Source organism: Neomelitea salexigens DSM 19753 (genome assembly GCF_000422345.1).
Taxonomy (GTDB): Bacteria; Pseudomonadota; Gammaproteobacteria; order Pseudomonadales; family Spongiibacteraceae; genus Spongiibacter; species Spongiibacter marinus_A.
The window spans coordinates 131,505-153,962 of record NZ_AULP01000001.1; the positions used below are offsets into that span (position 1 = coordinate 131,505).

20 protein-coding genes are annotated in these 22,458 nt (G+C 54.9%); 3 read left to right on the forward strand and 17 right to left on the reverse strand.

What is annotated here, in order from left to right; genetic code table 11:
- Window positions 1–6: 6 nt before the first annotated feature.
- From H573_RS0100615 to H573_RS0100625, 3 genes are read right to left on the reverse strand one after another with little or no spacing between them, the layout of a single operon-like run.
- Complete coding sequence (locus H573_RS0100615; protein ID WP_027872582.1) at window positions 7–432, reverse strand: ExbD/TolR family protein; 426 nt, start codon at window positions 430–432, stop codon at window positions 7–9.
- Complete coding sequence (locus H573_RS0100620; protein WP_027872583.1) at window positions 429–1,070, reverse strand: MotA/TolQ/ExbB proton channel family protein; 642 nt, start codon at window positions 1,068–1,070, stop codon at window positions 429–431. Before H573_RS0100620 ends, H573_RS0100615 begins: the two co-directional genes overlap by 4 nt.
- Before the next feature lie 60 nt (window positions 1,071–1,130).
- A complete protein-coding gene (locus H573_RS0100625; RefSeq protein WP_084497810.1) occupies window positions 1,131–3,452 on the reverse strand; it encodes a DNA internalization-related competence protein ComEC/Rec2 in 2,322 nt (773 codons plus the stop codon).
- 93 nt (window positions 3,453–3,545) lie between these two features.
- On the opposite strand from H573_RS0100625, the gene H573_RS0100630 reads away from it, so the two are divergent.
- Window positions 3,546–4,076: a DUF2062 domain-containing protein gene (locus H573_RS0100630; RefSeq protein ID WP_027872585.1), complete on the forward strand. Its 531-nt coding sequence runs from the start codon at window positions 3,546–3,548 to the stop codon at window positions 4,074–4,076.
- Between the two features lie 6 nt (window positions 4,077–4,082).
- On the opposite strand, the gene H573_RS0100635 is transcribed toward H573_RS0100630, so the two are convergent.
- The 12 genes from H573_RS0100635 to H573_RS0100690 all read right to left on the reverse strand — a co-directional run bounded on the left by H573_RS0100635 (window position 4,083) and on the right by H573_RS0100690 (window position 16,123).
- Window positions 4,083–5,291 (reverse strand): lipoprotein-releasing ABC transporter permease subunit, encoded by a 1,209-nt coding sequence (locus H573_RS0100635; RefSeq protein WP_036255413.1) that lies wholly within the window; start codon window positions 5,289–5,291, stop codon window positions 4,083–4,085.
- Between the two features lie 2 nt (window positions 5,292–5,293).
- Complete coding sequence (gene lolD, locus H573_RS0100640; RefSeq protein WP_027872587.1) at window positions 5,294–5,992, reverse strand: lipoprotein-releasing ABC transporter ATP-binding protein LolD; 699 nt, start codon at window positions 5,990–5,992, stop codon at window positions 5,294–5,296.
- Between the two features lie 9 nt (window positions 5,993–6,001).
- Complete coding sequence (locus tag H573_RS0100645; RefSeq protein WP_027872588.1) at window positions 6,002–7,249, reverse strand: lipoprotein-releasing ABC transporter permease subunit; 1,248 nt, start codon at window positions 7,247–7,249, stop codon at window positions 6,002–6,004.
- A 99-nt stretch (window positions 7,250–7,348) separates the two neighbouring features.
- Window positions 7,349–7,588, reverse strand: a complete 240-nt coding sequence (gene nqrM / locus H573_RS0100650) for a (Na+)-NQR maturation NqrM (protein WP_027872589.1) — start codon at window positions 7,586–7,588, stop codon at window positions 7,349–7,351.
- 3 nt (window positions 7,589–7,591) lie between these two features.
- The gene (locus H573_RS0100655; protein ID WP_027872590.1) at window positions 7,592–8,620 is read right to left on the reverse strand and encodes an FAD:protein FMN transferase; all 1,029 of its coding nucleotides are present in this window, start codon (window positions 8,618–8,620) and stop codon (window positions 7,592–7,594) included.
- Entirely contained in the window at window positions 8,604–9,827 is a 1,224-nt protein-coding gene (nqrF, locus tag H573_RS0100660) for an NADH:ubiquinone reductase (Na(+)-transporting) subunit F (protein WP_027872591.1), read from the reverse strand. Before nqrF ends, H573_RS0100655 begins: the two co-directional genes overlap by 17 nt.
- A 27-nt stretch (window positions 9,828–9,854) precedes the next feature.
- Complete coding sequence (gene nqrE / locus H573_RS0100665) at window positions 9,855–10,463, reverse strand: NADH:ubiquinone reductase (Na(+)-transporting) subunit E (protein WP_027872592.1); 609 nt, start codon at window positions 10,461–10,463, stop codon at window positions 9,855–9,857.
- Window positions 10,463–11,128 (reverse strand): NADH:ubiquinone reductase (Na(+)-transporting) subunit D, encoded by a 666-nt coding sequence (locus H573_RS0100670; protein ID WP_027872593.1) that lies wholly within the window; start codon window positions 11,126–11,128, stop codon window positions 10,463–10,465. The genes nqrE and H573_RS0100670 overlap by 1 nt, the downstream gene beginning before the upstream one ends.
- Before the next feature lie 3 nt (window positions 11,129–11,131).
- Window positions 11,132–11,899, reverse strand: coding sequence for a Na(+)-translocating NADH-quinone reductase subunit C (locus H573_RS0100675; RefSeq protein ID WP_027872594.1), 768 nt, complete (start codon window positions 11,897–11,899; stop codon window positions 11,132–11,134).
- Window positions 11,892–13,088, reverse strand: a complete 1,197-nt coding sequence (locus tag H573_RS0100680; protein ID WP_027872595.1) for an NADH:ubiquinone reductase (Na(+)-transporting) subunit B — start codon at window positions 13,086–13,088, stop codon at window positions 11,892–11,894. Before H573_RS0100680 ends, H573_RS0100675 begins: the two co-directional genes overlap by 8 nt.
- Window positions 13,089–13,090: 2 nt before the next feature.
- Window positions 13,091–14,431 (reverse strand): Na(+)-translocating NADH-quinone reductase subunit A, encoded by a 1,341-nt coding sequence (locus H573_RS0100685; protein ID WP_027872596.1) that lies wholly within the window; start codon window positions 14,429–14,431, stop codon window positions 13,091–13,093.
- A gap of 225 nt (window positions 14,432–14,656) precedes the next feature.
- Window positions 14,657–16,123, reverse strand: coding sequence for a glyceraldehyde-3-phosphate dehydrogenase (locus tag H573_RS0100690; protein ID WP_027872597.1), 1,467 nt, complete (start codon window positions 16,121–16,123; stop codon window positions 14,657–14,659).
- Window positions 16,124–16,325: 202 nt separating this feature from the next.
- On the opposite strand from H573_RS0100690, the gene mfd reads away from it, so the two are divergent.
- Together mfd and H573_RS0100700 are read left to right on the forward strand one after the other, a co-directional pair.
- Window positions 16,326–19,763: a transcription-repair coupling factor gene (mfd, locus tag H573_RS0100695; RefSeq protein ID WP_027872598.1), complete on the forward strand. Its 3,438-nt coding sequence runs from the start codon at window positions 16,326–16,328 to the stop codon at window positions 19,761–19,763.
- 37 nt (window positions 19,764–19,800) lie between these two features.
- A complete protein-coding gene (locus tag H573_RS0100700) occupies window positions 19,801–20,574 on the forward strand; it encodes a CsiV family protein (RefSeq protein ID WP_027872599.1) in 774 nt (257 codons plus the stop codon).
- Here H573_RS0100700 and H573_RS0100705 read toward each other — a convergent pair.
- Both H573_RS0100705 and H573_RS0100710 read right to left on the reverse strand, forming a co-directional pair.
- Window positions 20,542–21,288, reverse strand: a complete 747-nt coding sequence (locus H573_RS0100705; protein ID WP_027872600.1) for an S-methyl-5'-thioinosine phosphorylase — start codon at window positions 21,286–21,288, stop codon at window positions 20,542–20,544. The genes H573_RS0100700 and H573_RS0100705 overlap by 33 nt on opposite strands.
- A complete protein-coding gene (locus H573_RS0100710; protein ID WP_154653803.1) occupies window positions 21,281–22,408 on the reverse strand; it encodes a mechanosensitive ion channel family protein in 1,128 nt (375 codons plus the stop codon). Before H573_RS0100710 ends, H573_RS0100705 begins: the two co-directional genes overlap by 8 nt.
- Window positions 22,409–22,458: the final 50 nt, after the last annotated feature.

A 22,458-nucleotide genomic window follows, 5' to 3' on the forward strand; every position in this document is an offset into this window, starting at 1 on the left:
GCCGCCCTAGTTTGGGCTGGCATCAGCTTCCTGTGTGGTGATTCTAAGCTTAACAAAGCCCAGGCGGCCCGCTGCATCCATCGCCGTGACAACCGCTTGATGGGGGCTGTTGGCGTCAGCGGTGATGGTGACCGGGCGCATCGTATCACCGCCCGAGACATTCTGCAGAGCCTTACGCAATGCCTCTAGACCACCATCACCCAGTGATTGTTCATTGACTTGAAAACGGCCCTGCGCGTTGATGATAATTTCAATCAGGTCGGTGTCATCGCTAACCGACTCACCCTCGGCCGTGGGCAACTCCAGCTGTAGACGACTTTCCTTAGTGAAGGTCGTAGACACCATAAAGAAAATCAACAGTAGAAATACCACGTCGATCAGCGGCGTCAGGTTGACGCCGCCGTCATCGATACGCTGCCGGCGAAACTTCACGCCGAGCGCCCCGATTGGCTATTTTCTTTCATTTGCACATCGCCGTGGACGGCATTAATGAGCTTGATGGTATCTTGTTCCATTGTCACAACGATGGCATCAATACGGCGCAAGAAATACCGGTGCATAATTAGCGCGGGAATGGCAACACATAGCCCTGAAGCTGTGGTGATCAGTGCCTCGGAAATACCTCCAGCCAGTACCCCCGCATTTCCGGTACCCTGCACCATGATCTCGCTGAATACTCGGATCATTCCGACGACGGTTCCCAGCAAACCCAGTAGCGGGGTAACGGCCGCGATCGTTCCCAGGGCATTGAGGTAGCGCTCCAGCTCGTGAATAACATGGGAGGCCGCGTCTTCGATGCTCTCTTTCATAATATCGCGGCCGTGTTTGGCGTTGCCAAGCCCGGCGGCAATGATTTCACCAAGTGGTGAGCCCTTGCGCAGTTGGCGAAGTTTTTCATTATCCAGTTGCTTGTTTTGCATCCAGCCCCACACCTGATTGAGCAAATTGCGCGGGGCGACCTTGTCGGGGTTCAGCGCTAAAAAACGTTCTACACAAATTGCCAGGGCGAGAATGGAAGATAGGATGATTGGTAGCATTAGCCAGCCACCAGCTTTGACGAGTTCCAGCACAGCACAGCCTCTTTATTTTTGTCGCTGCATTATACAGCGATGCTGGCAATGAAAAAGTCATCATGGCCCTGAATCCGGTATAGCGCACACATCTTTGGGTGTAATCTGCCAGAAGTAGCGCTTTTTCCCGTCATATCGCAAAAGTTGCATGCCGTTGCTGGTCATCTCGAAATGCACACTACCGTGGATACCCGTTTGCCAACAGCGGCTCCCTAGCCTTTGGAAACGCTCGGTAACGTCTTTGGCCGGGTGCCCATAGGAGTTAAACCGCGAGGCAGCAAAGACGACGTGCTCGGCCTGGGTAGCACGAAGAAATACATTAGAAGAAGAGCTCTTACTGCCGTGGTGCGCCGCCAGGAGCATGTCTAGCCCAGCCTCTGGGGGCCAACTCCGCGCCAGCTCTGCTTCAATACCCCGCTCAATATCGCCGGTCAGCAGCACCCTATGATCGCCAGAGCGAATAAGCAGAACGCAGCTGCGGTTATTGCTCTTGCTGTCACGAGAGGGTAAATAGCGTAAAAAACGGTATTCCACACCCTCCCACACCCAAGGTGAAGCGTAATGACAGTTTTTCGCCGCCAATTCACGGTGACGCTCGGGTTCCCCCGATAGTACCTGCCTCACCGGCACCGCAGTCACCAGCCGGTCGGCCGCGCCAGCGTGATCGCGGTCTCCGTGGCTGAGAACTAAGCGATCGACCCGGTGAATGCCGCGGCGACGGAGCAGCGGAAGTAGCACCGCATCGACACTGTTGTAGCGCTCGGAGAAGCCCGGCCCAGTGTCGTAGATCAATGCGCGCCGCCCTTGTTGAACCAATACCGACAAGCCCTGCCCCACATCTAACACACTTACCCATACATGGCCGGGTGGCGGCGATGGTGGCGTTTGCAGCAAACCGAGTCCCGCAAAAATCACCGCCAAAGGGCGACCCAATACCCCGCGAGGCAACAACAGCAAACCCGCCGCCAACAGTAAGCACAGGATCGATAGAACGCTAAGCGCGGGCTGCCAATATGGCAGCTGCGACAGTAGCTCAAGGTAATAAAACAGCCATTCAAGCAACGAATTCGCGGCAGAAAATAGGCCAAATTCGGGCAAGCCTAACCAACTGACCAATAACGCGATAAAGAGCACCGGCATAATTACCAGCGCGAGCACCGGAATTGCCACTAAGTTTGCCGGCAAAGCCGCGACGCCAGAGCCAAACCCCCAAATTGCCAGCACCGGCAATAACACGAATAACAGCTGAGCTTGAAGAACCGGCAATTTGCGCCACGCGGCCTGACCTGACTGCACGCCCATTGTCAGAACCAGTAACACGCCCACAGCAACAAATGACAGATAAAAACCCGCACTGTGCAGTGCCAATGGGTCACGCATTAGCACCAGTACCAGGGCAATCTGAAGGCCCTGCCACGGCGATATGCGCCGTTGTAGTAGCAGCCCAACGCATAGCACTGCGGCCATAATTATTGCCCGCTGAGTGGGCAGCGTAAACCCGGCCATTGCGGCATAAACGCTGGCCAGACCAAACCCCAACGCCGGCCCCAGCCACAAACTGCCGCGCCCGCCTCGCGTCAAAGCGGTGCCAAGCAGGCGAGCCAGAACAAAACCCCAGGCCATAACAATGCCAATGTGCATACCGGATATGGCCATTAGGTGACTGGTTCCAGTCCGGGAAAGTAGCCGCCAATCCTCATCGCTGACATCACGCCGATCCGCGTAGAGCAGCGCCCGCATAATACCTTGTCGCGTCAGGCCAACGAGCGCCTCGCGCTGCCGATTCAACAAGCGATTACGTAGTTGCTGATAGCGAACACTTATGCTGACTGCTTGTTCAGCCCGTGCGATTGGCATAATGGCTTTGGCATAACCGCGCCCGGCGTAGCCGTTGGCAATCAACCACTGGCCGTAGTCGAAAGCGCCCTGTGACCGGGCGCCCGTTGGCGGTCGCAAGCGCAGCGTCAATCTCGCCCAGGTGCCGGGTTGAGGGGCGCGCGCGCCGTAATAGTTCACACGATATCGGGCGCGACCTGCGGGGCAGTAGCCGTCGGAACATTGCCCCTCGGCCAACTGAATATCAAAGCGATAGTAAACACGCCCATAGCCACTCTTTTCCTCAATTGGGCCGAGGATCAGGGCATCAAAAACTGCGTGTGTCGGCATGTCTGCTACAGGAGGAAGCTGGGCTAAGCGCTGCTCACAATAATGGGCGCTATAGCCGCAAGCGAGCAAAAACGCTACCGCTGCGCCGCGCCACTGCCGTTTTACTCTCAGACCAGCAGCAATTGCAGCACCGACAAGCAGGCGCCAGTCAATGACCTCCGGAAGAAAAGGAGGCACTGCCAGCCCGGCTGCAGCAAATGTCATCCATGACAACATACTGGTCTCGCTCTCGACTTACATGCATAATAACGCCGCATGGCACTGCGCTAGCGGCTGTCATGTGCATTCATTTTACGTAAAGTGGGGCCAATGGCTCGTAAATTCTTCAAGCGATGGCTTCCGGCTCCCGAGCGCATGCGTGAACACCCCTCAGTGCGCGTGTTCGGTAGTCTCCTTCACGAACCCAATCTGTGGCATTTAAATCGCCGCTCAGTGACCTTTGCGTTTTTTATTGGTTTGTTCACAGCCTTTGTGCCCATTCCTACACAAATGCTCCTTGCGGCACTGCTGGCTATTTTGCTGCGGGCAAATCTGCCGCTATCGGTGATGCTGGTATGGATCACCAATCCCGTTACCATGCCGGCCTTCTTCTATTTTAGCTACAAAGTGGGGGCTGCCCTGCTTGATGTGCCTGCCAAGGACTTCGCCTTTGAGTTGTCTTGGCAGTGGATTCAAGATGAGCTGATTTTGTTGTGGCGGCCATTCCTGCTCGGCTGCTTGCTGACCGGCCTATTCTGCGGCCTGGTCGGTGCGGTGGGTATCCACATACTGTGGCGCGTGCACGTTGTGCGCCGCTGGCGTAAACGTCAACAGCAGCGCAAAGCAAAAACGCCTAACTGATACCCGTTACTGCTGCCGCAGGGTATGCGCAGGCGCGAGCCGCGATGCTCGCCATGCGGGATAGAGGCTGGCAAACACACTCATAAAATACGCCGCCCCACTAACAATCGCGACGTCGCTAGCGCGAATGTCTGTTGGCAGATAACTAATTGGGTAGACATCCGAGCGCAACAGCTGCGCCCCGGACACCTGCTCCAGGCCAGCCACAAGATCACCAATCACCAAAGAGAAGAGCACGCCTAGCATGGCGCCGATAAGCGTGCCAATACCGCCAATAATCGCGCCGTACACCATAAAGGTTTTCAGAATGTCACTCTGTGTGGCGCCCTGGCTGCGCAAAATAGCAATATCCGAGCGCTTGTCATTCACCACAAGCACCAGTGTCGAAACGATATTGAATACCGCAACGGCCACCACGGCCAACATCATTATTACCACTAACTTTTTCGACATTTGTATCGCGTGATACATATTGCCAAATTGCTGACTCCAATCACGCAACCGGTAGTCTCGGCCGTGCACCGTTGATAACTCCCAGGCCACTTTTGGCGCTGCAAACACGTCGTGCAGGGCGACCCGCAGCGACAACGATTGATTCGGCAATAATGACCGTGCCGTAGCCAGCGGCATTAACACCAGCTGCTGATCAAGCTCGGTGCCACTGTTGAAAATCGCCGCAAGCGTAAAGCGATAAAACCGCACTCCCCCCTTCTCCGGCTGGGGAACTGCCAAGCTCAACGAGTCTCCCGCCATCAATCCCAGGCGCGTGGCAAGCCCCTTGCCAAGCACGACGCTCTGCCCCTCAAATGCGCTGAAATCAGCGAACTGTGTCATCTGAGACACCTTCGTTTCCTGCGCAAGATCCACACCGAAGAACTGCACCGGCTCGGCCTGACTGGACTTCACTAACAGCGCATTGCCCTGTACAAAGGGCGCCACAGCGCGAACCTCGGAATGTGCAAGAACGCTGCTGCGAAATGACTGCCAATCGGCGTCGCCGCCATTCCAGGGCAGCATACTAATATGCGGCACAAGGGCGAGAATACGCTGGCGCATTTCCCGGTCAAAACCGTTCATTACTGACAACACGGTAATCAGCATGGCAATGCCCAGTATTAAACCCGCCATAGACAGCCGCGATAAAAATGACATCAGCTGACTGCCGTCACCACCGGTGCTGTAGCGCAAACCAATAAATCTGGAGATACCGGCCACAGCTATACCTTCTGGGTCAATTGACCAGACCGCAATTCCAGAATCCTGTCCATGCGCTGCGCCAGTTGTAGGTCGTGGGTAACAATTAAAAAACTCGTTGCAGACTCGCGGTTAAGTTCAGCGAGCAATGCGTGCACAGACTCAGCAGTATCACCGTCCAAATTCCCTGTTGGTTCATCAAGCAACACGCAAGCCGGGCGGTTGACCAGCGCCCGGGCAATGGCCACGCGCTGCCGCTCACCGCCCGAAAGCTGGGCAGGTCGATGGCTGAGGCGACTGCCCAAGCCAACGCGCTCCAGCAAGCTTGTCGCCTCAGCCATTGCCTCACGTCGCTTTCTACCGGCAACAAGCAGCGGCATTGCGGCGTTTTCGACCGCGCTGAATTCTGCCAGCAGGTGGTGAAATTGGTAGACAAAGCCCAGCTCGGCATTACGCAGACGACTGCGGTCTCGGTCGTTGAGAGCGGCGATATCACGGTCGTTAATCAGCACGCGGCCACTACTAGGCAAGTCTAAGCCTCCCAGCATGTGCAACAAGGTCGTTTTACCGGCCCCTGAGGGCCCGACTATCGCCAGCATTTCACCTTTCTTCACCACCAGCTCGATGTTATCGAGAATGGTGAGCTCGCCGTCACCCTGACGATAACGCTTGCAGAGGGCTTGGCAGTGTAAAACCGGTTTCGCGGTGCTTAGTTGTTCCATATTTTTCATTTACTCGTAGCGCAATGCTTCTGCCGGCTGGACTTTGGCCGCTTGGCGCGCGGGATACAATGTGGCCAATACACTTAAGGCGAGACCAAAACCGCAAATCCAAACAATATCTGTCACCCTCAGCAGCGACGGTATTCGGCTGATGAAGTACACCTGCGGATCAAACACATACAGGCCTGTCACGGACTCTAACCACGCGACGGCGTCACCAATATTCACTGCCAGCGGCACGCCTATCAGCAAGCCCAACAACACACCACACAGCCCGGTCGCAACCCCGTAGACAATGAATACCCCAGTGATACTCGCGGGCGATGCCCCCATGGTACGCAACACCGCAATGGCGCCGCGCCGAGAGGAGACGGCCATACTTAGAATGGAAATAATATTGAAGGCGGCGATAATGACGATAAACATCAACAGCAGCCGCACCATCAGCTTTTCCATCTTAACGGCTTGAAACAGACTACCCTGGCTGACACTCCAGTCCACCACCGTGCTACCTTTGGGAAGCAAGGGCAGTAAATCGGCAGACCACTCTGCCGACTGGAGAAGGTCGCTAAACTGTAGACGCAAGCCCTGCACAGCAGTACCCAATTGATAGAGTTTTTGCGCGTCCTGAAGATGGATAAATGCGGTGCTGGCATCAAGCTGCGCGCCCGCTGAAAACATTCCAACGACGGTAAAATCCCGCTCCCGAGGAAATAAACCAAAGGGCGTGACGGTGACCTTCGGTAAAATCACCCGCAGCGTGTCGCCGGGCATTAAATCTAACTGCCGCGCGAGGATATCCCCCACGACCACTTCGTAGCGACCGGGCGTTTCGCTCAAGTAGCGACCGGCGATCATTTTCTCGGCAACCGACGACACTGACCGCTCTAGTTCGGGATCGATGCCGTACATAGCAACGCCCTGTATTCTGCCTGCCGCCGATAGCATCGCCTTGCCACCTACATAGGGTGCCGACGCTTTTAGCCCCGGAGCCGAGGCTATCGCCTGTCGCTGTAAAGGCCAATCGTCCAGGCGTTGATTCGGCCCCTCCACATACGCATGGGGTAACACTGACAACACCCGCTTCTGTAGCTCGGCTTCAAAGCCATTCATGACGGCGGTCACGACGATCAATGACACCACACCGAGCATCATGCCCAGCAGCGAAAACCACGACATCAAGGAGAGAAAACGGTCATCACCCGCACCCTTGCGAAAGTAGCGAAGACCAATAAAGAATGGCAGTGAAGCTGGCATAGTGTTGCTGGGCGCCGTAAACGGTTGGGCCTCTATACTAGCATTGTAGGGATAAGAAACCGCAGTAATTGCGCCGCCTTGTGCGGCGCACAAGGGCCGCTAGTCGCGGCTAGCATCATAGAATTGCTTGCTGTCAGCCTGCATGGCCGCTTTCTCGGACTCTTCTTTACACTTGTTCGGGTCATTCCCGCAGAGGTCGCAGACATAATCCGGATCAGCCAACGCTGCACCCACGCCGCCGCAAGAGCCCGCTATCGGCTTGCGTCCAAAGATAACGCCGACCGACATCGCCGCCACGATCAGCAACATCACCAGTACTGCTGCAAAAATAGTCGCCATCACTTACTCCTTCGGTAGATAGGGCGCGAAGGCCGAGCTGTAACGACTGACAAAGCCCTCTTCCCCTTTCTCAATAATATACACAGGTAAATCCTGAGCTTCAGCAAGCGCCAGTGCGCGCTCCGTCCCCATTACGGACAGCGCGGTCGCCATCGCGTCAGCGAAGGCGCACGATGGGTCAAGCACTGTCACCGACGCCAGCGTGTGAGTGATGGGCCTGCCAGTGCGCGGGTCAATAGTGTGAGAATAGCGCACACCATCCTGCTCGAAATAGTTGCGGTAATCACCGGAGGTTGCCACCGCAATATCGCCCAGCGCTATCGCCAACTGAGGACCACCGCCGGCCGGATTCTCAACGCCAATGCGCCAGGCATCGCCGCGCGGGCTCTTACCCGCTACACGCATTTCGCCGCCGATTTCTACGAGATAGTCTTTCACACCCAGCGACGCCAGCCAAATCGCGGCAGCGTCGACACCATAGCCTTTGGCAATGGCTGAAAGATCCATGCTCAATGCCGCTGACTTCATCAGCTTTGGCTCAAGCATATCGAGCTGTAAGCGGGTATAACCCACCCTCTCCATCACGTCGGCCAGGGCATCGTCACTCGGCCGGCCCTCGCGCTTAACGGGCCCGAACCCCCAAAGATCCACCAGCGGTGCCACAGTAATATCGAATGCCCCGGCGCTAAGCCAACTCACCTCCATTGCCATGGTCAAGATGGCATATAGCGGCTCACTCAACTGTTGCCACTCACCGATGGGCGCGCGGTTTAGCTGATTTAGCTCAGAGTCATCAATATAGGTCGACGCAATTTGGTTAAAGTGCGCAAGCTGATAATCGAGCTGTTGCTTCAAGCGCTCTGCGCGCAAATCACCAGGGTTTCGCAGTGTGACGTGATAGGTGGTTCCCATCGTCTCGCCACTGAACTGGATAATTTCCTCTGGCGCCGGACTACAGGCACTTAAAAACAGAAAAAGCAGCACTAAGGCTGCTTTTTCCAAGGACAGAGATCGCTTAACCACCGAAGTCATCAAGAAGAATATTCTCCGGTTCTACGCCCAAATCTTCGAGCATTTTAATCACTGCCGCGTTCATCATCGGGGGTCCACACATGTAGAACTCACAATCTTCAGGAGCCTCGTGGTCCTTCAGATAGTTTTCGTACAACACGGTGTGAATGAAGCCCGTCAAACCTTCCCAATTGTCTTCAGGCTGCGGGTCAGACAACGCCAAGTGCCACTCAAAGTTGTCGTTTTCTTCCGCCAGCTTGTCGTACTCGTCCATGTAGAACGCCTCGCGCAATGAGCGAGCGCCGTACCAGAAAGAAATCTTACGCTTGGAGTTCAGGCGCTTGAGTTGGTCAAAGATGTGCGAACGCATCGGCGCCATACCCGCACCACCACCGATGAACACCATCTCTGCCTCAGTTTCTTTAGCAAAGAACTCACCGAAGGGGCCGTACACCTTAACTTTGTCACCGGGTTTCAGGCTGAATACCCAGGAAGACATCTGGCCAGCTGGTAGCGAAAGGTTATTCGGCGGCGGTGTTGCAGCACGAATATTGAACTTAACAATGCCCTTCTCTTCGGGATAGTTGGCCATTGAGTATGCACGTACAACGGTCTCGTCAACTTTTGACTCAACATTGAAGAAGCCAAAGCGCTCCCAATCGCCGCGATACTCTTCGGGAATATCAAAGTCAGAGTACTTCACGTGGTGAGGCGGACACTCCAACTGCACGTAACCACCCGCGCGGAAGTCGACATTCTCGCCTTCGGGCAGCTTGAGCGTCAGCTCTTTGATGAAGGTAGCCACATTGGGGTTAGACTCAACGGTACATTCCCACTGCTTAACGCCAAAGACATCTTCCGGCACTTCAATAACCATGTCCTGCTTGACGGGCGTCTGACAGGACAAACGCCAGCCTTCGCGGGCTTCACGGGGGCTGAAGTGTGCCTCTTCAGTAGCAAGCATGGAGCCGCCACCATCTTTCACAATGCACTTACACTGCGCGCAGCTACCGCCGCCACCACAGGCAGATGCCAAAAAGATGCCCTGATTCGAAAGCGTACCCAGGAGCTTATCGCCAGCGGGTACGCTGATTGTTTTTTCACCATTTATCTCGATGGTCACATTACCGCTGCTCACCAAGCGCGCGCGAGCAAACAGGATAACGGCTACCAGCGACAACACGATCGCGGTAAACATCGTTACACCGAGAACAACCACTGTATTCATTAAAACGCCTCCAGTTCTTCTTCTCGGTTACAGATCGATGCCGCCGAAGGACATAAAGCCCAACGACATCAAGCCGACAGTAATAAAGGTGATGCCAAGACCGCGAAGGCCTTCGGGAACATCGCTGTACTTGAGCTTTTCGCGGATCCCTGCCAAGGCAGTGATCGCCAGCGCCCAACCGGTTCCCGCGCCCGCGCCGTAAACTACCGACTCGGTGAAGTTGTAATCACGCTCTACCATGAACAGTGAACCACCCATGATCGCGCAGTTCACCGTGATCAGCGGCAAGAATACACCCAGCGCGCTGTAGAGAGCCGGAACGAACTTGTCCAGGAACATCTCCATGATTTGTACGATAGCGGCGATAACGCCGATGTAGCTCAACAAGCCCAGGAAGCTGAGATCCACATCCGGGAAGCCGGCCCAAGCCAGCGCGCCGTCGCGCAACAAATAGGTATAAATCAGGTTGTTAACCGGCACGGTAAGTGTCAGTACAACAATTACCGCAATACCGAGACCGATGGCGGCCTGGATTTTTTTTGAAATTGCCAAGAAGGTACACATACCAAGAAAGAAGGCCAACGCCATATTCTCGATAAACACCGACCTGACAAACAGGCTGAGATAGTGTTCCATCAGAAGGCCTCCTTAACGCTGCGTGTATTCTTGGTGATTTTAAATTCTTCCTCTTCTACCTGCTCTTTATCTGCACTGCGCAGGATCCAGATGAAGAAACCGATCAAGAAGAACGCACTGGGAGGCAGCAGCAACAAGCCATTCGGCACATACCAGCCACCGTTATTGATTGTGGCGAGAATCTCGATACCAAACAGGCTTCCAGAACCAAGCAGCTCACGCACAAACGCCACACTGAACAGCACCACGCTATAGCCCAAGCCATTACCGATACCATCGATAAAGCTCGCCAGCGGTGGATTCTTCATTGCAAAGCCTTCAGCGCGACCCATAACGATACAGTTGGTGATGATCAAACCAACAAATACCGACAGCTGCTTACTGATGGCATAGGCGTAGGCCTTAAGTACCTGGTCAACCACGATAACCAGCGAGGCAATAATGACCATCTGTACGATGATACGGATAGCGCCAGGAATGTGGTTGCGAATCATCGATACGGCGAGGTTGGAAAACGCCGTAACGAAAATCACTGAAATACACATTACCAGGGTAACCTTCATGCTTGAGGTTACCGCTAGGGCACTACAAATACCGAGGATCTGCAGCGCTATTGGGTTGTTTTTAAATATGGGTGAGGTCAATGCCTCTTTCATCGTTGCCATTACTTAGGCCTCCCCTGACTGCAGGTTGCTCAAGAAAGGCTTGTAGCCATTCTCGCCCATCCAGAATTGCAGTAGATTGGTTACACCGCGACTGGTCAAAGTTGCTCCACTCAAACCGTCAACCTTGTGCTCTGCTTCTGCCGTATTGGCATCAACACTGCCCTTGATCAACTGAATTTTTGCATCACCTTCGTCGTAGACCTTTTTGCCCGGCCACAGCGCTTTCCAGTTCGGGTTATCAACTTCGCCGCCAAGCCCTGGTGTTTCACCGTGCTCGAAGAAACCCAAACCGGCAACGGTGTTGAGGTCATTTTCCAAGGCCAGAAAGCCGTGAAGCGTCGACCACAGCCCAGCGCCGCGCACGGGAAGAATGATCTTGTCCAGCTCGCCATTGCTCTCAACAAGATAGACCGTCGCGTAATTTTCGCGGCGCTTTATCTTGGCAATGTCGTCACCGCCCAGTTCCACAGAGGTTTGCGGATCTTTAGCGATGCTGCTTTGCTCGAAGCTTGCAACATCAAATTGGTCAGTAAACTTGCCTGTATTAAGGTCAACAATGCGCGTAGTCACACGCTCGAATTGCTCATCGATGCTTTTCTCTGGGTCAAGCATGCCCGCCGCAGCGAGGATATTTGCCTTGCGGTCTTCCGCTTTGTTGGCAACTTGCGCCGGTTTCAGCATGACCGCCGCCGAGGAAACAAACAATGCACAGACGATACAGAGTGTTACCGCGACCAGCAGTGTTTTTTGAATACTGTCGTTATTAGCCACGTGCCAACCTCCGTTTGATGTTTGCTTGAACCACGAAATGGTCAATCAGTGGTGCGAACAGGTTGGCGAATAGAATTGCCAACATCATACCTTCTGGGAAGGCCGGGTTAACGACGCGGATCAGGACAACCATGCAGCCGATCAGCAAACCAAAAATGAACTTGCCGGTATTGGTCATGGCTGAGGAAACTGGGTCGGTGGCCATAAAGATCATACCGAAGGCGAAACCACCCAAAACGAAGTGCCAGTACCAAGGCATAGCCATCATTGGGTTGTCACTGTCGATGCCGTTAAACAGTAACGACAGCGCCACCATGCCACTAAACACACCCAGCACAATGCGCCAGGAAGCGATGCCCGTCCAAAGCAGAACAGCGCCGCCGATAAGGATCGCGATAGTGGATACCTCACCCATGGAGCCGTGCATGTTACCGCTGAACGCATCGAACCATGTCAGTTTATCCTGCAGTGCCGCCATACCGTCACTGGCCACGACCGACAAAGCCGTCGCGCCGGTATAACCGTCTACCGCCGTCCACACTGCGTCACCAGAAAGCTGGGCAGGATAGGCGAAGAACAAAAAGGCACGACCGGTCAGCGCTGGGTTAAGGAAGTTTTTACCGGTACCACCAAATACTTCCTTACCAACAACCACACCAAAGCTAATACCCAGAGCTACTTGCCAAAGCGGAATTGACGGGGGGCAAATCAGTGCGAACAGAATAGAGGTAACGAAGAAACCTTCGTTCACCTCGTGACCGCGCTTCATGGCAAACAGTACTTCCCAGAAACCGCCGACCGCAAAGGTGACGGCATATACCGGAATAAAGTACCAGAAGCCATGCCAGAAGTTGTCCCACACGCTGGCCGGGTTATAACCGGCAAACATACCGATCAAAGCGTGGCGCCAGCCTTCACCAGCAGCGATGCCCATATCGGCCATGATGGTGTTGGCTTGGAAACCAATATTCCACATACCGTAGAACATGGCAGGGAACGCACAGAACCAGACGGTGATCATGATGCGCTTAAGATCAACACCGTCGCGCACATGGGCCGTGGTTTTTGTTACCGAACCCGGCGAATAAAAAATAGTGTCAACCGCTTCATAGAGGGCATACCACTTTTCAAAGCGGCCACCTTTTTCAAAATGCGGTTCCAGATCGTCGAGAATAGTTCGCAGACCCATGATTAACCCTCCTTCTCAATACGGCTGAGATTGTCACGGAGAATCGGGCCGTATTCATATTTGCCAGGGCAAACGTAGGTACACAGCGCCAAATCTTCTTCGTCCAGTTCGAGGCAGCCCAAATCCTGCGCCATCTGTGTATCCCCTACGATGAGGGCACGCAACAGCTGGGTAGGCAAAATATCTAGTGGCATAACCCGCTCGTAAGCACCGACCGGCACCATAGCGCGCTCGCTACCATTGGTATTGGTGGTATATGGCAGACGCTTCTTCAGGAATTGGCTGAGGTAAATACGCAGGGTCGAGTGTTTGTTTGCACCGGGCGATAGCCAACCCATGAAATCGCGCTGCACACCTTCAAGAAGGACACTCACCTGATTGTGGTAGCGGCCGAGATACGCCATTGCGCCGCGCGCGGTTCTACCACCGAGTACGGAACCAGAAATCAATCGGTTTTCGCCTGCTTTCAATTGACCGGCACAAAGCTCTTCCAAGCTCGCACCCAGACGAGTTCTGAGCAGTCGAGGTTGTTCAACTTGCGGGCCGCCCAGTGCGACAACGCGATCCGCTTGCAACTTACCCGTGGTAAACAAGCGTCCGAAGGCGATCACATCCTGATAACCAACGTGCCACAACTGCTTGCTGAGGCTAGCGCCTTCCAGGAAGTGCATATGCGTGCCCGCCAAACCTGCCGGATGGGCACCGGCAAATTCACTGACCTGCAGCTGGCTATTGTTAACGCTCGGCGCTTGACTACCGGCGGCAACACAAAGATGAACTTTGCCAGTGGTGAGTTTGCTCAGCACTTCAAGGCCGTTAGCAAAGTCCTGCTCTGCTTCTGCAATCACCAACTGTGGGTCGCCAGACAGTGGATGAGTATCCATTGCCGTAACAAAAATGGCGGCTGGCGATGCATCTAAGGCCGGCACCTTACTGAATGGCCGCGTGCGAAGCGCTGTCCAAAGCCCGGACTGCTGCAAGTTTTCTGCAACTTGGTCTCTGCTCAGCCCGCTTAGCTGCTCGGCAGAGTAGCTAGCGAACGCTTCGTACTCGTCATCTTCCACATCGATAACGACCGACTGCAGCACTCGCTTTTCGCCGCGGTTTATGGCTGACACCACACCGGTAGCCGGCGCAGTGTAGCGTACACCTTCAGTTTTTTTGTCGGTAAAAAGAAGTTGGCCCGTTTTTACACGGTCCCCTACTTTCACCGCCATTGTTGGCTTCATACCAACATAGTCGAACCCGAGTACAGCCACCGAGCGGACTTTGGGTCCTGGCTCAATACGCTGCTCGGGTGCGCCGGATATGGGCAAATCCAGGCCCCTGGAGATTTTGATCATAAGGCTCTCTGACACTCTTATGGTTAAACGCGAAAATAAAAATTCTGCGATTCCGAGCAGATGCTGGCCCGGGAGGCGGGGTGAGCACGGTCACCCAGCTCAAAAAAATTGCCGCAAGTATATAGACTCACGGCATAGTCTGTCACGACGAAACTGGCGATACCGGCCAGAACCGCTATGCAAAACGGCCAGCGTCGCTATGTGCGCTGCTGGCCGTATCGACACTTACTCGGCTGGATATACCGCGTAGGAAACCCCTGCCATTTGCTCCAAAATACGGTGCACCTGGCAGCTGTAACCAAACTCGTTGTCGTACCAGCAGTACAAGATAGCGCTCTTGCCGTTCACGATGGTGGCTTCGCTGTCAAAAATACAGGCATGGCGAGAGCCGACAAAGTCACTGGATACCACTTCGGGTGAGTTTGAGTAGTCGATCTGCTTACGCAGCGGCGAGTGCAACGCCACTTTGCGCATGTACTCGTTCAACTCGTCGGCAGTGGTTTCCGTTTTGAGGTTCAGCTTCAAAATAGCCAGCGACACATTCGGGGTCGGCACGCGAATCGCGTTACCGGTCAGCTTGCCGAGCATTTGCGGCAACACTTTACCAACGGCTTTCGCTGCGCCCGTTTCAGAGATAACCATGTTCAGCGGTGCACTGCGGCCGCGACGATCACCCTTGTGATAGTTGTCAATCAAGTTCTGGTCATTGGTGTACGAGTGAACCGTCTCAACGTGACCATTTTCAATACCAAAACGGTCATCCAGCACTTTAAGCGGTGGCGCGATGGCGTTGGTTGTACAGCTGGCGGCAGAAATAATGGTGTCGCTGTCGAGAATCTCTGCATTGTTTACGCCGGCAACGATATTCTTCATATCGCCTTTGCCTGGCGCCGTTAAGATCACTTTGGCGATACCGGGGCGCGCCAAGTGTGTCGCCAAACCTTCCGGGTCACGCCATTTACCGGTGTTATCGACCAGAATTGCATCGTTAATACCGTATTGGGTGTAATCCACCTCTTCAGGAGAGTTGGCGTAAATGACTTTGACTTCTACGCCATTGGCGACGAAGGATTGACGCTCTTCATCAACGCGGATGGTGCCATTAAAGGGACCGTGCACTGAATCGCGGCGCAGCAATGAGGCTCGCTTCACCAGATCGTTTTCAGCACCGCCCTGGCGAACAACGACTGCGCGCAGACGCAGGTTGTCACCGCCGCCCGCTTTCTCTACCAGGAGACGGGCCATCAGGCGACCGATACGACCAAAACCGTAGAGAACGACATCGCGAGGTGGGCGCGCAGGCTCTTTGACGCCACCGATCAGATCGGCAACCTGGCTGCGAACGAACTCGTCAACACTCTGCCCTGCTGGCTTGCCTTGCTCTTCGTAAGCAACAGCAATACGGCCGGCATCAATGTGCGCCGTGCCCAGATCCAAACCAGCAAGTGCTTGAATGACAGGGAAGGTTTCAAATTCAGACAACTCGTTTTGTTCAACCTGACGAACAAAGCGATGCGCCTGCATAATATCCAGCACCGAGAGGTTGACCAGATTCTTTCCGTAGATATAGGTTTTGACGTTATTGCTGCGGTAGAGCTTACCAATCAGAGGGATCATTCCCTCGGCTAATGCTTCGCGCTCTTTCCAGTCGGCGAAGTAATCATCAGGACGCTCTCGTCTTCTCTCAGTCACGGCAGATACCCTTTACTGTCGGGGGGAAAATTCAGGAGCGCGTATTATCTTTATTCACGCCATCCAGATCAACCTCCACAACTGTCAACTGCTACCAATGTCGGTACTAATCCTGGCAAATTTGCCGTGATCGTCGGGGTTATGACTGCAAGCGCCGACGCGGTACAATGCCCGCCCCTGTCCACCGACGAATAAAAGCACAGTGATACAACTTCCCAATACGCTCTCTCTTAGCCACCGTCAAAGCCTCGATCTCGGTAGTGTTACCCCCGCCAGCCAGGCATTTGTCACCGCAAAACTCGCATCGCGTATTGAGCAGCCCCTGCTGCTGATCACCCCGGATACCGCAAGTGCTTACCGGCTTGAGCAAGAGCTGCATTTTTTCGCCGCTGGCTTGCCCGTCAAGCTGCTCCCAGACTGGGAAACCCTGCCCTACGACACTTTCTCCCCCCACGAGGATATTATTTCCGAGCGGCTGCGCTGCCTGACTGAAATTCGTCAGATGACGCGCGGCGTCGTTGTAGTGCCGATCACGTCGCTCATGCAGCGCATCGCCCCACCGGAATACCTGGGCAGTCACAGCCTGGCGCTGAAGCGTGGTCAAGCCGTCGACTTAAATGCCTTCCGGCTGGAATTAGAAAATGGCGGTTATAACAACGTCACTACCGTCTTTCAGCACGGCGAATACGCCCTGCGCGGCGCTGTGTTGGATATTTTCCCCATGGGCAGCGATCTGCCCTACCGCCTGGATTTTCTCGATGAAGATATCGACAGCCTGCGCAGCTTCGACCCAGAAACGCAGCGCAGCCTGGAACACGTTGAGGCGATCGACCTGCTTCCTGGGCGGGAATTCCCGCTGGATGACGACGGCATTGCCGGATTTCGCCGGCGCTGGCACGAGCGCTTCAATGTCGACCACCGCAAATGCCCGGTCTATCAAGATGTGAGTAGCGGTATTGCCCCGGCGGGGGTTGAGTACTACTTACCGCTATTTTTTGAACGCTGCGGCACCCTGTTCGACTATTTACCGAACAATGTCACGCTGCTGCGCTGCGATGGTATAGAGGCTGCAGCAGACCACTACTGGCAGGACATTCACCAACGCTACGAGCAACGCAACGGCGATACCCAGCGGCCCGTGTTAAGCCCCGCAGAGCTTTTCCTGCCGGTGCCAGACCTGTTTGCCAGTATTAAGCACTACCCCCGTCTGCGCCTGGGCCGAGACGGCGTCAGCAACCCTGAATACAATCTGGCCGCTGAATCCCTGCCCGTCCTCGACATCGACAGCCGCGCCGACGACCCCGTGGCAGCGCTGCGTGCATTCAGCGAAAACCGGCGGATATTACTGTGTGCAGAATCGGCGGGGCGGCGCGAGGCACTTGTAGAGTTGCTTCAGCGCCACCATCTGCGCCCTACCCTGATCGATAGCTGGCAGGCCTTCGAAAGCGCCGACTGCGATTTGGCGATCACTACCGCCGCCCTGCAGGAGAGCTTCGCATTCAGCGCGCCCTCGGCTTTCGCGGTGGTCGCCGAGCCGCAGTTGTTTGGCCGCCGGGTCTCACAGAGCCGGCGACGGCGGAAAAACACCAACAACAATGCCGAAGCGGTGGTCCGCAACCTTGCAGAACTGCGCATCGGCGCGCCCGTTGTCCACGCCGATCACGGCGTGGGCCGCTACCTCGGCCTACACAGCATTGATGTAGACGGGCAAAGCAACGAATTCCTGACACTGGAATACGCCGACAATGCCAAGCTGTACGTACCGGTGTCATCACTGCAACTGATAAGTCGCTACAGCGGTGCCGACGAGGAACTGGCTCCTTTACACAAACTTGGCAGCGACCAGTGGAGTCGCAGCAAACGCAAAGCCGCGGAAAAAATTCGCGATGTTGCTGCGGAGCTGCTCGATATTTATGCCCGGCGCGAAGCGCGACAGGGCCGCGCCTTTTCATTGAGCGGCGACTATCAGCAATTTGCGGATGACTTCCCCTTTGAAGAAACGCCAGACCAGCAGCTGGCGATCGACGCGGTACTGGGCGACTTGCGCTCCGAGCAACCGATGGACCGCCTGGTATGCGGCGATGTGGGCTTTGGCAAAACCGAGGTCGCTGTTCGCGCCGCGTTTGTTGCCGTGGAAAACAACACTCAGGTCGCGATCCTAGTGCCCACCACCTTGCTTGCCCAGCAGCACTATGAGTCATTCCGCGACCGCTTTGCAGACTGGCCGGTCAAAATTGAAGTGCTGTCGCGCTTTCGCTCAGCAGCCGAGCAAAAGCAAGTAATTAGCGACCTGCAAGCCGGCAAGATCGATATCCTTATCGGCACCCACAAGCTTCTCAGCAGTGATATTCGCTATGCCAACCTCGGCTTGGTCATCATTGATGAAGAACACCGCTTCGGCGTTCGCCAAAAAGAGGCCCTTAAAAATTTGCGCGCCGAAGTCGACGTACTGACACTGACCGCGACACCGATCCCTCGCACCTTGAATTTGTCGATGTCGGGGATTCGCGATTTATCCATCATTGCCACCCCCCCAGCGCGGCGTTTATCGGTAAAAACCTTTGTCCGCGAGCGTGACGACGCGCTGATTAAAGAGGCGATACTGCGAGAGATTCTGCGTGGCGGCCAGGTTTACTACCTGCACAATGAGGTCAAAACCATTGAAAAAGCCGCGCGCGAGCTCGAGGCGATGCTGCCGGAAATACGCGTCGGTATTGGTCACGGACAAATGCGCGAGCGCGAGCTTGAGCAAGTAATGAGCGACTTCTACCACAAGCGCCACAATGTACTGCTGTGCTCGACCATTATTGAAACAGGCATCGATGTCCCCAACGCCAACACCATTATCATTGAGCGCGCCGACAAATTCGGGCTGGCGCAACTCCACCAACTGCGAGGCCGCGTCGGACGCTCTCACCACCAGGCCTATGCCTATTTGCTAACGCCTCCGGCCAAGCAGCTCAGCCGCGACGCCGAGAAGCGCCTGACCGCCATTAGCGAGGCCGACGACCTCGGCGCTGGCTTCACCCTTGCAACGCACGACATGGAGATACGCGGCGCCGGCGAGTTGCTCGGCGAAGGCCAGAGCGGCCAAATACACTCCATCGGCTTTAGCCTTTACATGGAAATGCTCGACCGCGCCGTAAAAGCCATTCAAGCCGGGAAAACAGTGAACCTGGAAGACAGCCAAGCTGACCACACCGAGGTTAACCTGCGTATTCCTGCGCTGATCCCGGACGATTACTTGCCCGATGTGCAAGAACGCTTAATGCTCTACAAGCGCATTGCAAGTGCTACTAGCGACAACGCGCTGCGCGAGCTACAGGTGGAAATGATCGACCGCTTTGGCCTGCTCCCCGAGGCTTGTAAAAATCTGTTCCGCTGTGCCCAGCTCCGCCTCAAAGCAGAAGCACTGGGTATACGCAAAATCGAGGCATCAGCGGGAGGGGGTCGCCTGGAATTTGCCGAAGACACGCAGGTGGATCCAATGGCTATTGTTCAATTGGTGCAGAAAAATGCTCTGCGCTACCAACTTGATGGCGCTAACGCTATGCGCTTCAAAGAAGAGGTAGAAAGCCCCGAACAGCGTATTAGTGCCGTTGACGACTTGCTAGCAGCACTGACACCCAGTACAAAGTAAACGTCGATGACGGCGCTTAACAACAAGAGACCAAGATATGCCCCGCTTTCAACTCGCTACGTTCTTTTTACTTGCTGTCGCAATTGCCGCGCCACTGCAGGCTGAGCCCGACAACCGTTACCAAATCGATATTGTGGTCTACGCCAATACCGATCCCGCGGCGAACAATGCCGAGGCATGGCCAGACAATCTGCACCTGCGTTACCCGCGAGATTGGCGAAGCTTGAAAAACACCGGCCGCGGCCACTTGCAACGCACAGAGCAGCACCACCCACAATTCGCCAAAGCCCTACGCTCTCTGCAGCTGTCGTCGCGCTACCGTATTCTTACTCAGCAAAGTTGGATTCAAGACCTGCAACCACGCAGCAAAGCACCGGCAATCCTCATTCGCGGCGGACGGGAAGTCGGCGAGCACTATGAGCTTGAGGGCTATATTCGCATCGCCTTGGAGCGCTACTTATATGCGCAACCCATGCTTTGGCTTTCTCAGTTCGGCGAACGCGGCGGCAATTACTATCTGCCCCGCCACCCCTACCGACCAGCACCGGAAAACGAGGACGGTTTTATCGATGAGGCGTTTGAAAATAGCCCAGAGTACGCCGAATTTTTAAAACAGAATCCCCAGCTGGCAGATTCTGAGCCTACTATCCCCGCAGGGGCGGAGCCGGTAGAGCGCATCGTGGTCATGAAGCAGGAACGCCGCATGCGCAGCGAAGAGCTGCACTACATCGACCACCCCCTGTTTGGCTTACTGGTTATGATCAGCAAGCCTCAGGCATTACCCGTGGCTGGCGATAGCGTGGGAGAGTAACGACTTTACCTGCAACATTCCGGTATCGATAACGGCCTGAATATCTTCCATCGTAATGAGTGTGTCGCTCAGGCCGGCACCTGGATTCACCACCAAGCACACTGAGGCGTAATCCAAACCAGCCTCCCGAGCAAGCGCTGCTTCAGGCATCGCGGTCATACCCACCATATCGTTGCCATCGCGCGCCAAGCGGCGTATCTCTGCTGCCGTCTCCAAACGCGGTCCCTGGGTTACCGCGTAGGTGCCGTAGGGCTCAATATCAATATCCGCGTCCTGGGCAGCGGCGCATAATCGTAGCCGCAGCTCTTCACAGTAGGGGTAACTGAAGTCCACATGCTCGACCCTGCCATCACGGCCATCGTAAAAGGTATGTTCACGTCCCCAGGTGTAGTCATTGATTTGCTCAGGCAATGCAATAACACCGGCAACAAAGCGCTCGCTGATTCCCCCTACCGCATTCACTGCGATCACTTCCCCTGCGCCAACAGCCTTCAAGGCGTGAATGTTCGCGCGGTAGTTAATCGCATGGGGCGGCAGCGAATGCCCCACACCGTGCCGCGGCAGAAACAGAAACTCCGCCCCCTGATACTCCATATGCTGAACAGGTGCACTGGGCTCACCGTAGGGCGTTGACACGGTTTCACTGCTCAACATGTGAGCGCCCGGCCAATCACACAGCCCGGTACCGCCAATTACTGCAATGGGTCTACGCATTTTCTTCGTCTCCAACCGCTCCGCTTTGGCGAGCAGCATTTTCGATCTGTAAGGGGTCCATTTTCACCGTGGTGGTGGGGAACGCCACATCAGCGCCATGCTCATGGACAATATCTAAAACCTTTAACAAAACATCTTGCTTAATTTCATGGTACGTCACCCACTGGGTTGTCTTAGTGAAGGTGTAGATAAAGAAATCCAAAGACGACGCATTGAATTTATTGAAGTTCACAATCAGCGTTTTTCTGAGATCGATCTCCGGATGCGCTTCCAGCATGGTTTTTACGTCGCTGATAATGCCGGGCAACTTGCTCGCATCTTCATACCTTACGCCCACCGTTTCATAGATCCGCCGGTTCAGCATACGCGATGGGTTCTCAACGGCGATCTGCGTAAACGTGGCATTCGGTACATACAGTGGGCGCTGATCAAAAGTGCGAATTCGAGTCTGCCGCCAACCAATATTCTCTACCGTGCCCTCTATCTCCTTATCTGGCGAGCGCACCCAGTCGCCCACAGAGAACGGGCGGTCTAAATACACCATCAGGCCACCAAAAAAATTCGCCAATAAATCCTTTGCGGCAAAACCAACGGCGATCCCGCCAATGCCACCGAAGGCCAGCACACCGGAAATGCTGTAGCCAAGGTTCTGAAGGATCATCAACACCACGACGATGATGACCGCACTTCGCACCAGCTTACCCAGTGCCATCACCGTTGTTTGGTCTATCGGTTCATCGCTATCGCTGTATTCTCTGGAGAGCAGGCCTGCTTCGATCTCGTGAACCAGCTTCACCAGAAACCAGCCCAAAATCGCCATCACCGCAACGGCTCTAAACGGTTGCAGCGCGGTAAAGATGTCGGCATCAGTACTGCCGGCGATAATCTCCAGCACGTGACTGGCGCCGACTACCCATATCAACAATACCAGCGGACGACGCGCAGCGAGCAAAACGGCGTCGTCCCACAGGTTATGCGTGCGTTTAAAACGTTCTCCCAGCACATTCAGCAGGCGGCCTGCCAATAAGTTCGCCGTCAAGACAATAAGGACAACGATGAACACTTCCGTGAGCCAAGGGTAGTTAGAAAACTCTATACCTTTAATCCAATCCATCGACATCAAACGCCGCCCTCTACTTATACAGATTGCTTGTTAACCCCACGCCACTT

What these genes read in the sequence shown, in the direction of transcription:
- H573_RS0100625 (WP_084497810.1), bottom strand. Translation starts at nt 3,452, where the DNA reads ATGTTGTCATGGATGACATTTGCTGCAGCCGGGCTGGCAGTGCCTCCT.
- H573_RS0100630 (WP_027872585.1), top strand. Translation starts at nt 3,546, where the DNA reads ATGGCTCGTAAATTCTTCAAGCGATGGCTTCCGGCTCCCGAGCGCATG.
- lolD (WP_027872587.1), bottom strand. Translation starts at nt 5,992, where the DNA reads ATGGAACAACTAAGCACCGCGAAACCGGTTTTACACTGCCAAGCCCTC.
- H573_RS0100645 (WP_027872588.1), bottom strand. Translation starts at nt 7,249, where the DNA reads ATGCCAGCTTCACTGCCATTCTTTATTGGTCTTCGCTACTTTCGCAAG.
- nqrM (WP_027872589.1), bottom strand. Translation starts at nt 7,588, where the DNA reads ATGGCGACTATTTTTGCAGCAGTACTGGTGATGTTGCTGATCGTGGCG.
- H573_RS0100655 (WP_027872590.1), bottom strand. Translation starts at nt 8,620, where the DNA reads ATGACTTCGGTGGTTAAGCGATCTCTGTCCTTGGAAAAAGCAGCCTTA.
- nqrF (WP_027872591.1), bottom strand. Translation starts at nt 9,827, where the DNA reads ATGAATACAGTGGTTGTTCTCGGTGTAACGATGTTTACCGCGATCGTG.
- nqrE (WP_027872592.1), bottom strand. Translation starts at nt 10,463, where the DNA reads ATGGAACACTATCTCAGCCTGTTTGTCAGGTCGGTGTTTATCGAGAAT.
- H573_RS0100670 (WP_027872593.1), bottom strand. Translation starts at nt 11,128, where the DNA reads ATGGCAACGATGAAAGAGGCATTGACCTCACCCATATTTAAAAACAAC.
- H573_RS0100680 (WP_027872595.1), bottom strand. Translation starts at nt 13,088, where the DNA reads ATGGGTCTGCGAACTATTCTCGACGATCTGGAACCGCATTTTGAAAAA.
- H573_RS0100685 (WP_027872596.1), bottom strand. Translation starts at nt 14,431, where the DNA reads ATGATCAAAATCTCCAGGGGCCTGGATTTGCCCATATCCGGCGCACCC.
- H573_RS0100700 (WP_027872599.1), top strand. Translation starts at nt 19,801, where the DNA reads ATGCCCCGCTTTCAACTCGCTACGTTCTTTTTACTTGCTGTCGCAATT.
- H573_RS0100705 (WP_027872600.1), bottom strand. Translation starts at nt 21,288, where the DNA reads ATGCGTAGACCCATTGCAGTAATTGGCGGTACCGGGCTGTGTGATTGG.
- H573_RS0100710 (WP_154653803.1), bottom strand. Translation starts at nt 22,408, where the DNA reads ATGTCGATGGATTGGATTAAAGGTATAGAGTTTTCTAACTACCCTTGG.